The 14,836-nt window shown below is 36.8% G+C and carries 16 protein-coding genes; 6 read left to right on the top strand and 10 right to left on the bottom strand.

Translation table 11 applies throughout. The features are described 5' to 3' along the window. Positions 1–51 precede the first annotated feature (51 nt). Positions 52–1,551 carry a M20/M25/M40 family metallo-hydrolase gene (locus tag ABVM49_RS05575; protein WP_405203382.1) on the top strand — a complete coding sequence of 500 codons (1,500 nt, stop codon included), beginning with the start codon at positions 52–54 and terminating at the stop codon, positions 1,549–1,551. An 83-nt stretch (positions 1,552–1,634) separates the two neighbouring features. Here ABVM49_RS05575 and katG read toward each other — a convergent pair whose 3' ends face one another. Then, positions 1,635–3,851, bottom strand: a complete 2,217-nt coding sequence (gene katG / locus ABVM49_RS05570) for a catalase/peroxidase HPI (RefSeq protein WP_405203381.1) — start codon at positions 3,849–3,851, stop codon at positions 1,635–1,637. Between the two features lie 318 nt (positions 3,852–4,169). On the opposite strand from katG, the gene ABVM49_RS05565 reads away from it, so the two are divergent. Both ABVM49_RS05565 and ABVM49_RS05560 read left to right on the top strand, forming a co-directional pair. Next, positions 4,170–4,754: a MarC family protein gene (locus ABVM49_RS05565; RefSeq protein ID WP_405203380.1), complete on the top strand. Its 585-nt coding sequence runs from the start codon at positions 4,170–4,172 to the stop codon at positions 4,752–4,754. 4 nt (positions 4,755–4,758) lie between these two features. Further along, a complete protein-coding gene (locus ABVM49_RS05560; RefSeq protein ID WP_375252737.1) occupies positions 4,759–4,956 on the top strand; it encodes a hypothetical protein in 198 nt (65 codons plus the stop codon). Here the strand turns inward: ABVM49_RS05560 and ABVM49_RS05555 are convergent, their stop codons facing one another. From ABVM49_RS05555 to ABVM49_RS05540, 4 genes are all read right to left on the bottom strand, one after another. Then, on the bottom strand, positions 4,957–5,244 hold the full coding sequence (locus ABVM49_RS05555; protein ID WP_237747094.1) for a hypothetical protein: 288 nt from the start codon (positions 5,242–5,244) through the stop codon (positions 4,957–4,959). A gap of 9 nt (positions 5,245–5,253) precedes the next feature. Next, positions 5,254–6,840 (bottom strand): S41 family peptidase, encoded by a 1,587-nt coding sequence (locus ABVM49_RS05550; RefSeq protein ID WP_405203379.1) that lies wholly within the window; start codon positions 6,838–6,840, stop codon positions 5,254–5,256. Beyond that, complete coding sequence (locus ABVM49_RS05545) at positions 6,840–7,268, bottom strand: dCMP deaminase family protein (protein ID WP_035325946.1); 429 nt, start codon at positions 7,266–7,268, stop codon at positions 6,840–6,842. Before ABVM49_RS05545 ends, ABVM49_RS05550 begins: the two co-directional genes overlap by 1 nt. Before the next feature lie 77 nt (positions 7,269–7,345). Continuing rightward, entirely contained in the window at positions 7,346–7,939 is a 594-nt protein-coding gene (locus tag ABVM49_RS05540; RefSeq protein WP_038597804.1) for a HupE/UreJ family protein, read from the bottom strand. Positions 7,940–8,031: 92 nt separating this feature from the next. On the opposite strand from ABVM49_RS05540, the gene ABVM49_RS05535 reads away from it, so the two are divergent. Continuing rightward, entirely contained in the window at positions 8,032–8,460 is a 429-nt protein-coding gene (locus ABVM49_RS05535; RefSeq protein WP_375252739.1) for a TerB family tellurite resistance protein, read from the top strand. A 76-nt stretch (positions 8,461–8,536) separates the two neighbouring features. On the opposite strand, the gene ABVM49_RS05530 is transcribed toward ABVM49_RS05535, so the two are convergent. The 5 genes from ABVM49_RS05530 to fbp form a co-directional block, all read right to left on the bottom strand. After that, on the bottom strand, positions 8,537–10,108 hold the full coding sequence (locus ABVM49_RS05530; protein ID WP_405203378.1) for an ATP-binding protein: 1,572 nt from the start codon (positions 10,106–10,108) through the stop codon (positions 8,537–8,539). Continuing rightward, a complete protein-coding gene (locus tag ABVM49_RS05525; protein WP_405203377.1) occupies positions 10,101–10,598 on the bottom strand; it encodes a Rab family GTPase in 498 nt (165 codons plus the stop codon). The genes ABVM49_RS05530 and ABVM49_RS05525 overlap by 8 nt, the downstream gene beginning before the upstream one ends. Beyond that, a complete protein-coding gene (locus ABVM49_RS05520) occupies positions 10,585–11,385 on the bottom strand; it encodes a cell envelope biogenesis protein OmpA (RefSeq protein WP_405203376.1) in 801 nt (266 codons plus the stop codon). Before ABVM49_RS05520 ends, ABVM49_RS05525 begins: the two co-directional genes overlap by 14 nt. 21 nt (positions 11,386–11,406) lie before the next feature. Next, a complete protein-coding gene (locus ABVM49_RS05515) occupies positions 11,407–11,757 on the bottom strand; it encodes a fructose 1,6-bisphosphatase (protein ID WP_375252743.1) in 351 nt (116 codons plus the stop codon). A gap of 83 nt (positions 11,758–11,840) precedes the next feature. Next, the gene (gene fbp, locus ABVM49_RS05510; protein WP_038597816.1) at positions 11,841–12,845 is read right to left on the bottom strand and encodes a class 1 fructose-bisphosphatase; all 1,005 of its coding nucleotides are present in this window, start codon (positions 12,843–12,845) and stop codon (positions 11,841–11,843) included. Positions 12,846–12,963: 118 nt separating this feature from the next. Here fbp and ABVM49_RS05505 point away from each other — a divergent pair, with 118 nt between their 5' ends. Beyond that, on the top strand, positions 12,964–13,452 hold the full coding sequence (locus ABVM49_RS05505; protein WP_405203375.1) for a GNAT family N-acetyltransferase: 489 nt from the start codon (positions 12,964–12,966) through the stop codon (positions 13,450–13,452). 64 nt (positions 13,453–13,516) lie between these two features. Continuing rightward, positions 13,517–14,767, top strand: coding sequence for an aspartate kinase (locus ABVM49_RS05500; protein ID WP_405203374.1), 1,251 nt, complete (start codon positions 13,517–13,519; stop codon positions 14,765–14,767). The last annotated feature ends 69 nt before the right edge of the window (positions 14,768–14,836 follow it).

Here is a 14,836-nt window from a genome sequence, read left to right as displayed (position 1 = left end):
AGTACGCTTTCGCGAAAGCGTAAACCTAATGTCAACATATAATTTAAGCCTATGAAAAAGCTCTTGTACATATTATGTCTAACCCCACTTTTTGCACTATCCCAAAGTAATTATGATGCGGTTATAGATGAACGTCTTAAAGCAACCTTATTACAGCACAAAGATTTTGTGAGCATTCCTAATCTCCCAGAAAGTCCAGAGCTTATGCTCGAAAACATTGCTTGGGTAGAAAAAAAATATGAGGCACTAGGCTTTACAACTACGCGTCTTAAAAGCGAGACATTGCCTATACTACTTGCAGAAAAAGTATATGACCCTGCGCTTAAAACAATTCTTTTTTATGTACACATAGATGGGCAACCGGTAAATCCCGCAGTCTGGGATCAAGAAGATCCTTTTACCCCTGTGTTAAAAAAACAAGACCCATCTGGAACTTGGACATCAATGGGCTGGGATGCATTAAGCCAAAAAATAAATGATGAATGGCGCATATATGGAAGAGCCGCAGCAGATGATAAAGCACCTATCCTTATGTTCATAACCGCATTAAAAATATTACAGGAGCAAGGCAAAACACCAAATTTTAATATCAAAGTAATTTTTGACCCTCAAGAAGAGTATGGCTCTACTGCTCTACTAGGCACTCTTGACACCTATAAAAGCCGCTATACTGCAGACTATTTTATAGTGATGGATGGCCCTGCGCATAGTTCTAATAAGCCTACACTTACCTTTGGGTGTCGTGGTATAGCCACTTGTGAGATTACAACCTATGGCGCAGCTTTACCACAGCATAGTGGTCACTATGGTAATTATGTACCTAACCCAGCTTTTAGACTATCCCATTTACTCTCAAGTATGAAAGATGATGAAGGCAAGGTACTTATAGATGGTTATTATGATGGTATTACTATAAGCCCAGAAGAAGCAATTGTTATGCAGTCTGTGCCATTTACCGCTGCTAGCTTTAATAAAAAACTAGGCTTACACAGCGCCGAAAGTGTGGGTAAAAATTATCAAGAAGCGCTACAATATCCTACACTTAATGTGAGACAGCTCAACACCTCTTGGACAGGTAAAGGGCTCAAGACCGTAGTGCCTAGCACCGCAACTGCACACCTTGATGTGCGCCTTGTACCAGAAATAAGTGGAGATGACCAGCTAGATAAAATTAAAAAGCACATAAGCAATGAGGGGTATTTTGTACTAGACAGACTCCCTACTGCGCAAGAACGCCTTGCTTACAAGCGCATAGCAACTGTTAAGACTAAAACCCTTGTAAATGCTTTTAGAACAAGTCCGCAGGGAGATTTTGGTGTAAAAATGAGGCAGCGATTAACACAAGTTTTTAATGAAGAGCCCGTAACGATACGTATGATGGGTGGCACGGTGCCTATTGTACCGCTTATTAATACCTTAAATCTTCCTACCGTTATCTTGCCTCTTGTTAATATGGACAACAACCAGCATAATCCTAATGAGAATATACGCATAGGTAATATGAGACAAGGTATTAAAGTGTGTCTTGGACTTTTTGAAACCAATTTCTAGCTTGTAAAAAATTCAATAAAAAAGCCGACTTATGATAAGTCGGCTTTTGTTTTTTGTTTCGCTTTCGCGAAAGCGTAATTATATTACTTCACGTCAAAACGATCTGCATCCATCACTTTTACAAATGCTTTTACAAAGTCATTTACAAAACGATCTTCGCCGTCGCTTGCTCCATAAACCTCTGCAACAGCTCTTAACTCGGTATTTGATCCAAAAATAAGATCTGCACGTGAGCCTGTAAATTTCATCTCACCAGTACGTCTATCAGTACCAGAAAACAACGTATCGTCTGATGATAATGCCTTCCAAGTGTATGTAAAATCAAGAAGGTTTACAAAGAAGTCATTTGTAAGTTCTCCAGGTCTATCTGTAAAAACTCCTACTTTTGACCCATCATAGTTTGCACCTAGAACTCTTAATCCACCCACAAGTACTGTCATCTCTGGAATTGAAAGTCCTAACAATTGTGCTCTATCTACAAGCATAGTCTCGGCAGCTTGTGCTTTCTGAGAGCTTTGTACATAGTTTCTAAAACCATCTGCTTTTGGCTCTAGATATCCAAAACTATCTATATCTGTATCTTCTTGAGTAGCATCTACTCTTCCAGGAGTAAAAGGCACCGTAATCTCTCTTCCAGCTTTCATTGCTGCAAGCTCTATACCTACACTACCTGCAAGTACAATTAAATCTGCTAGAGAAACCTCTCCATCAAAAGTGTTTTGTATATCCTTAAGAAAGATAAGTACTTTGTTGAGCTGCTCTGGATTATTTACTTCCCAGTGGCTCTGTGGTGCTAGTGCAATACGTGCGCCATTTGCTCCTCCTCTTTTATCTGAATCTCTATATGTAGAGGCACTTGCCCAAGCTGTTGTTACCATTTCTGCTATGGTAAGGTCACTATCTGCAATAGCGCTCTTAAGGATCTCAACTTGTGCATCACTTAATGTATAACCATTTGCTTCTGGAAGTGGATCTTGCCATAATAACTTCTCCCCAGGCATTTCTGGACCTAAGTATCTAGATAATGGTCCCATATCACGGTGTGTAAGTTTATACCAAGCACGTGCAAAAGCATCTTCAAAAGCTTTATGATCTTCGTGAAACTTTTTAGAAATTTTAAGGTATTCTGGATCTACTTTAAGTGCAATATCTGCCGTGGTCATCATAAGGCGTTGCTTTTTTGAAGCATCTCCTGCTGTAGGAGCCATTCTAGCGTTGCTTTCTTCTGTAGGAGTCCACTGGTATGCTCCTGCAGGACTTTTTGTAAGTTCCCAGTCATAGTTAAGCAGTACGTCAAAATAATCTGCATCCCACTGTGTTGGATTAGGAGTCCAAGCACCTTCAATACCTGAGGTAATTGTGTCATCTAGCACTCCACTTTTGTAACTGTTTTTCCATCCAGTACTCATTTCTTCTATAGAAGCTCCGTGAGGCTCTGTACCTACGTACTTATCTGGATCTGCCGCACCGTGTGCTTTACCAAAAGTGTGTCCTCCAGCAACAAGTGCTACTGTTTCCTCATCATTCATCGCCATACGGCCAAAGGTCTCTCTCACATTTGCCGCAGAACCCATAGGGTCTGGATTTCCGTTAGGGCCTTCTGGGTTTACGTAAATCCACCCCATCATTACTGCTGCAAGTGGTGCTTCTAGATCACCATCTTTATAACGGGCATCGTTTGCTCCCCACTCTACTTCACTACCCCAGTAAATATCTTGCTCTGGCTCCCAGACATCTTCACGTCCTCCTGAGAAACCAAATGTTGGGAATCCCATAGACTCTAGCGCACAGTTACCTGCTAAAATCATAAGGTCTGCCCAAGATATTTTGTTTCCATATTTCTTTTTAATAGGCCATAAAAGTAAACGAGCCTTATCTAGGTTACCATTATCTGGCCAGCTATTAAGCGGAGCAAAACGCTGCGATCCAGAACCTGATCCACCGCGACCATCACCTATACGATATGTACCGGCACTGTGCCAAGCCATACGTATCATAAATCCTCCGTAGTGACCATAATCTGCAGGCCACCAGTCTTGAGAGTCTGTCATTAGATCTATAACATCTTTTTTAAGGGATGTAAAATCTAAACTTTTAAAAGCAGCTGCATAGTCAAAATCTTCACCCATAGGGTCAGATTTTGTAGCATTCTGGCGTAGCACATTAAGTCTAAGCTCATTAGGCCACCAGTCTCTATTTGTTGTTCCTCCTCCAGCAAATTGTTTATGGGCTCCTCCTAAAAAAGGACATTTTGCTATAGCAGATGGGTCGTTAAGGTCAAAGGTCTCTGTGTTTTTCATTTTTTTTATTTTCTAGGTGAATTATAAAAGTATTTTAAAAGGCGCTCTCTAACTATAGTTTATCATTTAAATAATTTTGATTCAAATAGATTTTATCTATATCCATAGAGGAGCGACCTGCTATTCTAACACTAAGGTGATTAAGATTCTCACATAAGTTAACATTTAAGATACTCATTTTAAATATCTTGTATAAAGATAATTAAGAATTACGCTTTCGCGAAAGCGTTAATAAAACTTTACAATTTATTCACACCAAAAGTGAAAGATGTAGCGTGTAATATGAGGTATCTTTGCGCCGTCTTAAAAAAAGCACTAATGAAAATAGATATAAAGGAGATTCTAACCGCTACAATGGTTCTTTTTGCAGTTATCGACATTGTAGGAAGTATCCCTATTGTTTTAAAACTACGTAAGAAAGCAGGTCACATACAGAGTGAGAAAGCGGCGCTAGTTGCTCTTATTGTGATGACCTTATTTGTTTTTGTAGGTGAGAGTATACTAGGTGTTATAGGTATTAATGTATTTGAGTTTGCTGTTGCGGGTTCATTTATTCTCTTTTTTATTGCACTAGAGATGATACTAGGTGTGAGCCTTTTTAAAGATGACGATACGCTTAGTAAAAAGACGGTTTCTGTTTTTCCGCTAGCATTCCCGCTTATTGCTGGTCCTGGTACTCTTACTTCTCTTCTAGCACTAAGAGCAGAGTATGACCTTATGAATATTCTCATAGCTGTCGTTCTTAACATCTTGCTTGTTTATCTAGTACTTAAAACGTCAAGACACATTGAACGATTTTTAGGAAAGAACGGTATTGCTATCATACATAAAGTTTTTGGTGTAATTTTGTTAGCCATTGCTGTAAAGTTATTTACTGCAAACATTCAAGAACTTTTCAAATAGACGTATGAAATTTATTATCCCTATAGGTATTTTACTAGCACTAGGTCTTCTTATTTACAATCTCACTTTGCTTGATTTTTCTAACCCTTTACAGGGAGATAGTAGCATTGCACTTATAGGTATCATAGCCTGTGCTTGTGCAATTTTATTACTCTTAATATTACGTACTTCTCGTAAGATAGCCGAAAAGCACGGTAAGTAATTACATTAGGTAAATGATGTATGGGTTATATATCTCATATATAATGCCAACTATTAAAGTTAATATAGCTAAGACCGTAAAAGCTATGTGCAACTTTTGATACCATAAGTTACGATGTAATTTACGTATGAGTTTTTTATCTTCTAGCTGCTCTATTTGCTCTAAGATGACTGGTGGTTTTAAATAAAAAGGACTTACAGATATGCCGTGACGTATGAGTAGCCCAGCACTATTATCCATCAACCTAAAGATGATGGCAATTATATATACAAAAACGGCTACTACCATTAACATAGTTTATTCTTCTTTTGAAAGAGCAATGACCTTTTTGATCACATCGTCTTCTTGATTAACCATCATCTCAAAAGCATTGTTACCAAAGAGTTGTCCAGCCATAGTAGCTTTGAGATATCTTCTATACAATTCTTTATAATTACTAGCCTTTAACGTAATTTTTCTAAAACGAGCGAAAGATATAAAATCTTCTATTACAGCATCTGTAATGGTAACTTCATTTTTAAACTGCTCCATAGATAGTGAGTTATAGTAAGGCCTATCTTTTTCTAATTGTTCAAAAATAAAGAGGCGCATATAACCAGACCTCAGTACGTAGTTAAGATGTTCAACTTCATAGTCTGTGTTTTTAGGCACAAATACATCTGGAATAATACCACCGCCACCATAAACTATCTTACCCTTTGGGGTTCTAAATTTTAATGAGTCTGCCACTTTAATACTATCTGCACTGCGCAACTCTCCGTTTTCATACCTGTTAAGATAATCTTCATAATAATCTTTATCTCCTAGCTCATACGGTTTTTGTATTGATCTACCTGTAGGTGTATAATAACGAGCTATTGTAAGCCTTACCGCACTTCCATCACCCAAATCCATCTCACGCTGCACAAGGCCTTTTCCAAAGGACCTGCGCCCCACTATAATGCCTTTGTCATTATCTTGAAGTGCTCCCGCAACGATTTCACTCGCACTTGCCGAATTTTCATTAATAAGTACGAAAACTTCACCGTCTTCAAAAAGACCACCGTTATCTGTATAACTATTAGATATCTTACCCGATTTATTTTTAGTAAATAATATGAGCTTATCTTCTTCTAAAAATTCATCTACTACCCCCTCTGCGCTCGAGATATAGCCTCCTGGATTATCTCTTAAATCTAGAGCAATACTAGTTGCACCTTGATTTTTTAAAACCGTAAGTGCATCTACAAACTCTTTATGAGTAGACTCTGCAAAGCGATTAATTTTTACATATCCTAAATCATCAGTAAGCATATAACTACCTATAACGCTAGAGATAGGTACACGGTCTCTGTTAAAATTAAAGGTAAGCAAGTCTTCTTCTCCTGGTCTTTTTATCTTAATCTCAATAGGTGTGCGTACTTTTCCTTTAAGAATACGAGATAATGAATCATCTGTAATAGTGTTTTGAGATAAATCTATTCCATCTGCATATACAATGCGATCACCTCCTTTTACTCCAGCTCTAGCACTTGGACCTCCTTTTATAGCTTGTATGACCGCAATAGAGTCATTATATGGATAAAAACTAACCCCTATACCCACAAAATCGCCTTTCATATTTTCTTCTACAGCCCGGTACTCATCTGGTGGTATATAACTTGAGTGAGGATCTAGATTATCTAAAATACCGTTTACTGTAACATCTACTATACTATCTGTATTTATGGCATCTACATACTCATAGTCTATGTAATCAATAAGTTTATTGAGTTTTTCCTTTTTTGAGTTTGATGCAAAGAGCGCAGTATCGTTATAACCAAAGTCTAACATACTCCCTAGTAAAATCCCTAGGGCGATGCCTAAACCAAATAGTATGGGTATGTACTTGCGCTTTATTTTCATTATGAGTCTATATCTTGAAGGTGCACTATCTCAACGCCAGCTTTTTCTAAAAATTTTACTCCTGTAAGATCTTTATAAGCGCTATGGTAAACCACACGTTTTATACCTGCTTGATGGACTAATTTACTACAATCTTTACAAGGGCTCAGTGTGATATATAAAGTTGCACCGTGGCAAGATTGAGTTGAGCTTGCAACCTTTAGTATAGCATTTGCCTCAGCGTGTAAAACGTACCATTTTGTATTATTTTCTTCATCTTCACATACATTTTCAAACCCTGTGGGTGTGCCATTATAACCGTCTGAGATAATCATCTTATCCTTAACGATTATTGCCCCCACCTGCTTGCGATTACAATACGATAGTTTTCCCCACTCCCGAGCCATTCTTAGGTATGCTATATCGTATTTATGCTGTTTTGACCCCATTGTGTATTTTGTAATTATGAGTGCGCTTTCGCGAAAGCGTACTAAAAACCCTTTACGCTCCTAAAGTACTATTTTTACTAGAAATTAATACTTGATAATGCATTTTGAAATACCGGTATGGCAACCCCTATTACAATAGAAGATATAACCATCACCCAGTCACGTAGTGAAAACCTAAAAATAGATTGTCCTATAAAACTTACTATTAATACAACGAGTACTATAATAATCTGAGCACTCTCTATACCCAAAGTGTACTCTAGTAACGGAAGTAACTTGCTATCTGAACTTGCGGTCATCATCTTAAAATAGGTAGAAAACCCGAGGCCGTGTATAAGCCCAAAGAATAACGCTGCAAAGAGATGTATCCCTAATTTTAGATTTCTATTTTTCTTACCAGCTGTAAAAATATTATATAACGCAGTAATGAGTATAGTTACGGGTATGAGAACCTCTACCAGAGAGCTATTTACACGTATAATCCCATAGGCAGACATTGCTAGTGTGAGCGTATGCCCTATAGTAAATATGGTGACTAGGGTAAAGAGTTTTTTCCAGTTTGAAATGAGGTAGGGTACAGTGAGTACAATTAAAAAGAGAATGTGGTCGTAAGCTTTCCAATCTAATACGTGGAAGAGGCCTTCTTTAAAATAAAACAAGAATGAATCCATCTAAAAAAATTAGGGGGTTTTTATCAAATGTACAAATTATAAATCTTGATTAAATAGCTATCTTTGAGTCTTACTTTTAATACATAAGAAATATGTCTTTTGCAGATTTATATGATAGCGGTTTCCGCCAAAGAAATGAGGATCACTTTGCAGCTATAGTGCGTGTCGCTATGGATGACGGTGTGATCTCCGATAAAGAAAAAGCGTTTTTAGATAGACTTGCTCGTAACCTCTCTATTTCTGCAGAGGATTATGAAATTATTCTTAAAGATTATATGTCTCACCCTATCAATCCCCCTACAACTTATGATAGAAGATTAGAGCGCTTATATGATCTTACTCGTATGGTACATATAGATCACGAGTTTGAAGAAGAAGAGCCTTTACTGGAGCGTCTTGCTATAGGTTTAGGATTTTCTACAAATAATGCTAGCTACGTTGTACATAAAGCACTTACTCTTGTTAAGGAACAAGCAGATCTTGAAACTTTTCAAGAAGAGATTAAAAATATGAATCGCTAACACTAGCTTTTCCAAATTAAAAAAGGTCAAGATGTAAATTATCTTGACCTTTTTTAATTTATTGCTTACTGTAATTCTACTCCTCTTCTTCAGAGAGTTCTAGTACTTTATCCTTACGCTTGTACCTACTCAAAAGTCGTTCTATCGTAGAGAATAGTAAATCTGCATCTATAGGCTTAGTGAGATAGGCATTCATACCAGCTTCTTTTGCCGCGTCTTGCTCTTCTTGAGATGTTCTCGCTGTGAGCGCTATAATAGGTAGTTTACTTATTTTTTTATTACTACTACTTCTTATTTGTACTGCTGCATCAAGACCATCCATAATAGGCATAGTTAAATCCAATATGACTAAATCATATGGAAATCTGTCTAGATACTCTATTACTCTTTCTCCATTTTTTGCAATATCTAAACTGTAGGCACCATAATCTGAGAAAAGCCTCATCATAAGGAGTTGATTTACCTCAACATCTTCACCTAGCAGGATACGTGGTCTTTTAGCCCCTTTAAGATCTTTCTTTACTCTTTTTTTCTTTGCGCCTTTATCCTTTTTCTGATTATGAGAAACTCCCATATATACAGTAAAGCTAAAGGTTGACCCTTCTCCTTCTACACTCTTAACTTCTAGATCACTCTCTAACAAGTCTGTGAGTTGTTTTACAATACTCAGACCCAAACCAGACCCTCCAAAAAGACCTCGCTTTTCTAACTGCGTAAAGCTGTCAAAAATACTATCTAGCTTTTCTTTGGGTATACCTATACCTGTATCTGTAACCTCAAATGTCACTGGAATACGGCGTGCATTTAATGATGACGTAGTAACCCTAAACTTAATTCCACCTTGATGCGTGTATTTTAACGCATTCTCTAAAAGGTTTACAATAACTTGGTTTATACGTAAATGATCTCCCACTAAGAAACGTGGTATCTTAGAACTCAATTCAAAATCAAATGACAGTCTTTTATCATCTGTACGTATTTGATACGTTTTTGCTAGCTTTTCTACAAACTCTCTAAAATCAAAACGTCGCTTTTTAATATCTAACTTTCCAGCTTCAATTTTTGAGATATCCATTAGGTCATCTAGTATAGTCACAAGATTTTTTGAACTATCTTTTATAATATGTAATACATCAAGTTGCTCTCTTGTGATCTCGGTATTTTCTAATACAGATATAAAGCCCACAATACTATTAAGAGGCGTACGTATCTCGTGGCTTACATTTGCCAAGAATTTATTTTTAAAACTGCGCTGTATCTCTAGTTGCTGGTTAAGTTCTTGAGATATATTAAAGTTTATGATAGACTCATTGCGCACCTGCTTTATTTGATGCACCGTCTTATAATGATCTGTAAGATCGTTTAAGATGAGAACAAGACTCTCATCATCTTCTTGTAGATAGGTTTTTATATCTATAAAGTAATGGCGACTTAACACTTCCATCTGTACACAGAAGAAAGTTTCTTCTTGAAGGTTTTCTTCAAAAACAGTACTTAATGCATAAAAGAACGGATGGAAATCCGTGATATTAGAATTTTTTTTTAAGTCAAAAAGATTATTGTCAGAGTCTATAACCTCTAGTTCCTTATTGACTACGACTACTTGCGTAGTTCTATTTATAAAATCTTGTCTGAGGTTATCAAGCATTTTCTAACAATTGGGCTGCCACGTCCTTAAACAGCTGTTCAACATTTTCGCCAGTTTTGGCACTTGAAAGATAACTATGTTGAACTTCTTGCTCCTTTAGAGCTTGCTTTATTTCTTCAGCATCGACTAAATCCACTTTATTCCCGATTATGTGCACAGGAACATTAGGGTGCTTTTCTTTTAGGTGGCCTAGATTATATTTTAAGTCACTGTAAGTAACTGGCCTTGACGCATCAAAAACATATACAAAGCTAGAAGCTCCCATAAGGTATGATGGCCTGTACTTAGTAAAATCATCTGTACCCTCAACATCCCATATAATAAGGGTAACCTTATTACTTGTATCAACAACTACTTCCTTTTTCATTATGTGAACACCTATAGTCACGACATAATTATCTGAGAAAGTATTTTCTACAAACCTGCGAAGAAGTGACGATTTACCCACACCAAAATGGCCTAACAATACAATTTTTTTAGATACGCTCATCAGTAAAAAATTCTTTTATTTTTTTTGCAAATATAATATTATCATCAAGGTCTTCCTTATTTACTACGTATTGAGCAAAGTCTAGCAAGACATCTTCCAGTTTATCTTTAAACTTATCATCATATATACCACTTATAATCACGGCAATATAATAGTTTGAAAAATTTTGAAGGTGTATAGTAAATAGTTGGTAATCTATACGCTCTAGCTCCATCTCACCTTTTTCAAAAGCATCTTCTGCAAAGCTTTTTATTGCTGTGAGCATACCAGCCATCATATCTTCATCCATAGTCTGGCTCTTAGCATAATTTGCTTTGAGTATTCCAGAACCTTTTTCAACTACAAGTACCTGTTCAATATACGCTTTATATTCTTCTTTAAGCATCATTGCAGCCGTTGGCCTTTCTTTTGACTTAGACTTAAAAATATTTTTGAAAGAAAATGTTGCGTTTATTTTTTCATTTATGGAGTCACTTAATTTTGCGACCTCAGCTTGAACGTACTTCTTAATCATTTTTCCCATAATAGGAAAAAGAGCCTCAGCCACGGCGTCTTGAGATTTTTTAATCTCAGTCTTTAAGGTTTCAGTAATTACAGGCCCGAGAGTCTCTGGCATTGTGGTAACAAATTGCTGCAAACGTTCATCCAGTAAAGGATCTATACGGTCAGATAAGTTTTTCTGACTATTTTCTAATGCTTTAATCTTCTTATAAACGTCTTTTTCAGGCTCTTTCTCATTTGTGAGTAAAAGTTCCTTTAAAATTTCGAGACGTTCATCTGTTGTCATTTAAAGATGTTACCTATTCTATTACTCTTTAATATTTTCGCCTAAGCGAATAAGAAGATCTCCTAGACTAGCACGGCTCACCTTTTTATTATCTAGATCTTCTGTTTTATCATTAAGTGACTGTTCAAGATCAGATATGCGTATGTTAACATCAGTACTGAGGTTATCTACAGCTGTCATAATCTCCTTACGAGCCTCATCTACATATGCAAGCATCTCTTCTCGCTTTTGTGCGATATCAGATTTTAATGCTTCAAACTCGTGATTATACTCTTGTATATTCTCTCCAAAAATAAGGTTCTTAATTGCCTCAATTTTTGAGTTTGCTACATCTTCTGTTTGCTGGTTTTCTGCTTTTGTATTTTTAGCCATAATAGGGTTAAGCCTTATTGTTGTATATCAAATATAAAAAAAATACACTTTGATTAACCCTTTATAATGCCTTATGTTAAATTTTAGTCGTTATTCATAAAACTTTCGGCTTTTTCAACCATTAATCTGCTCCCACAAAAGAAGGGAACACGCTCGTGTAGCTCTGTAGGTTTTAAGTCTAAAATACGTGTGTAACCATCACTGGCTTTACCTCCTGCCTGCTCTGCTATAAAAGCCATAGGATTGCACTCATAAAGAAGGCGCAATTTTCCATTTGTAGCTTTTGAACTTTTTGGGTACATATATATACCACCTTTTATCATATTTCTATGTATATCAGACACTAACGACCCTATATATCGTGATGTATAGGGGCGTCCCTCGGCTTCTTCTTGACAGTATTTTATATACTTCTTCACACCATCCGGAAAGTGTACATAGTTACCCTCATTTACAGAATAGATATTACCCATCTCTGGAAACTGCATATTAGGGTGTGATAAGTAAAAAGTACCTATTGCAGGGTTGAGAGTAAATCCATTTACTCCGTGACCTGTTGTGTAGACAATCATAGTAGAGGTACCATATACAATATAACCAGCAGCTACTTGCTCTCTCCCTGGTTGTAAAAAATCTTCTATAGTCACAGGAGTACCTGGTGGCGTCACCCTTCTATATATTGAAAAAATAGTTCCTACAGACACATTTACATCTATGTTTGAAGATCCGTCTAGGGGATCCATAAGTAAGATATATTTATTGTTATTGTCACCATTTTGACCTTCTAGGGAGATAAAATCATCATTTTCTTCGCTGGCGATACCACATAAAATATTACGATTAGTAAGCGTTCTTATGAAGGTGTCATTTGCCATTACATCCAGCTTTTGCTGGTCTTCACCCTGTATGTTAGTCTCTCCAGCGGCACCTACTATATCTACTAGTCCTGCCTTATTCACCTCGTGGTTTACAACCTTTGCTGCCAGCCTTATAGAGTTTATTAAGCGAGATAGCTCTCCAGATGAGTACTGGAATTCTGCTTGGTTTTCAATTATAAATTCGCCTAGCGTTTGATTTTTACGTGACACTTTAGTGTTTTTAAAATTTATGTAAATGTAATTCTAAAATGCACTTACGACAACGTTTTCGCACAAGAATAGTTACGGTAATTATATACCTTAGCTTTTTAAGAATAACAAGAAGCTTATGAACCTCGCTATCAAAAAGGCAACTCCAGAAGATATGCCAGCTGTATTATCTCTCATTAACGAACTGGCAGTTTTTGAGAAAGAACCAGATGCTGTAAAAATTAACGAAGACATTTTAATAGAAAATGGATTTGGTGACAACCCCCTTTTTTATTGTTTTGTAGCCAAAGAAAATGACACCGTTATCGGTATGGCGCTATGTTATTATCGCTTTTCTACCTGGGACGGAAAATCACTACACCTAGAAGATCTTGTGGTAAGAGAGGAATATCGAGGCAAAGGAGTAGGTAAAAAATTATATGACCAAGTAATGACTTTTGGTAAAGAAAATAGAGTTAAAAGAGTTGAATGGGTCGTACTAGACTGGAATAAAAACGCTATTGACTTTTATGAAAAAAGTGGTGCTCAATTCCTCAAAGACTGGTATCTAGTACAGATGGACGAAGGGCGTTTACATAAATATATTAAAACCATAACGCCATCTTAGTAATGTAATGTGGTAATCACGCTTTCGCGAAAGCGCACTTAAACACAACACAACACTTTTTAATATGCAGGTATTTAAATTTGGGGGAGCCTCTGTAAAGGATGCAGCTGGCATAAAGAATATTGCCACCGTTCTTAATGAAACTGGAGTGACAGAAAAACTTGTGGTCATCTCTGCAATGGGGAAAACCACAAATGCGATGGAGGCAATTGTAAATGCCTATTTTAACGATAAAACATTACTGCCAGAACATCTCAAAGCCACAGTAGACTATCACACGCAGATAGCCAGCGACCTATTTACACCTGGGCATACTATTTTTACATCTATAAAAGCATTATTTGAAGAGTTAAAAGGCTTTCTCGCGTGGAACAAATCTCCAAAATATGATTTTGTATACGACCAGATTGTTCCTTATGGTGAATTACTGTCTACCACAATTGTAAGTGCATATCTCACAGATCAAGGAGTAAGAAACACTTGGCTAGATGCTAGAACTATTTTAAAAACAGATAATAGTTACCGAGACGGGCGCATAGACTGGGACAAAACGCAACTTGCCATAAAAGAATCTGTAGACCCCACAGCGCTATCCATCACTCAGGGGTTTATAGCCTCAGACAGTAATAACTTCACCACCACTTTAGGCAGGGAAGGGTCTGACTACACGGGAGGTATTTTTGCCTACTGCCTCAATGCTCGTAGTCTTACCATTTGGAAAGATGTCCCTGGAGTTTTAAATGGTGATCCTCGTGTGTTTAACAATACAGAGCTTTTGCACCAGATACCTTATGAAGAAGCGATAGAGCTTGCTTTTTATGGCGCATCAGTTATTCACCCTAAAACCCTACAACCACTACAGCGCAAAGAGATACCATTATATGTGAAGTCTTTTTTAAATCCAAAAAACCCAGGCACAATGGTAAGCGCAGTCGCATCGCTAGTGCCAGAAGTACCCTGCTATATTGTAAAGAAAAGCCAGGTATTAATATCATTATCATCTCTTGACTTTTCATTTATGGTAGAAGATAATATTGCAGAGATATTTCAACTATTAGCATTATACAAGCTTAAAGTAGATCTTATACAGAACTCTGCCATAAGCTTCTCTCTTTGTGTGGATAATAAGTTTAACGGCTTAGAAAAGCTTGTAAATCAACTCAAAGGAAAATTTAAAGTAACCGTTACGCGTAACGTTCATCTTTACACTATTAGACATTTTAACCAGAACGCTTTAGATAACTTTCAAGAAGGTAAAGAGGTACTTCTCAAGCAAGTGACACAAAATACAGTGCAACTTGTGACACAAAACTAATGTGGTCTTGTTCATTGGTTAAACAAAATTTAATTACAGCACCCCTATTTGTTATATTTGCCTTCTTAA

The organism is Dokdonia sp. LLG6352-1, assembly GCF_045055815.1.
In the GTDB taxonomy this organism is placed as follows: domain Bacteria; phylum Bacteroidota; class Bacteroidia; order Flavobacteriales; family Flavobacteriaceae; genus Dokdonia; species Dokdonia donghaensis.
This window is presented reverse-complemented; position numbering and strand designations above follow the sequence as displayed.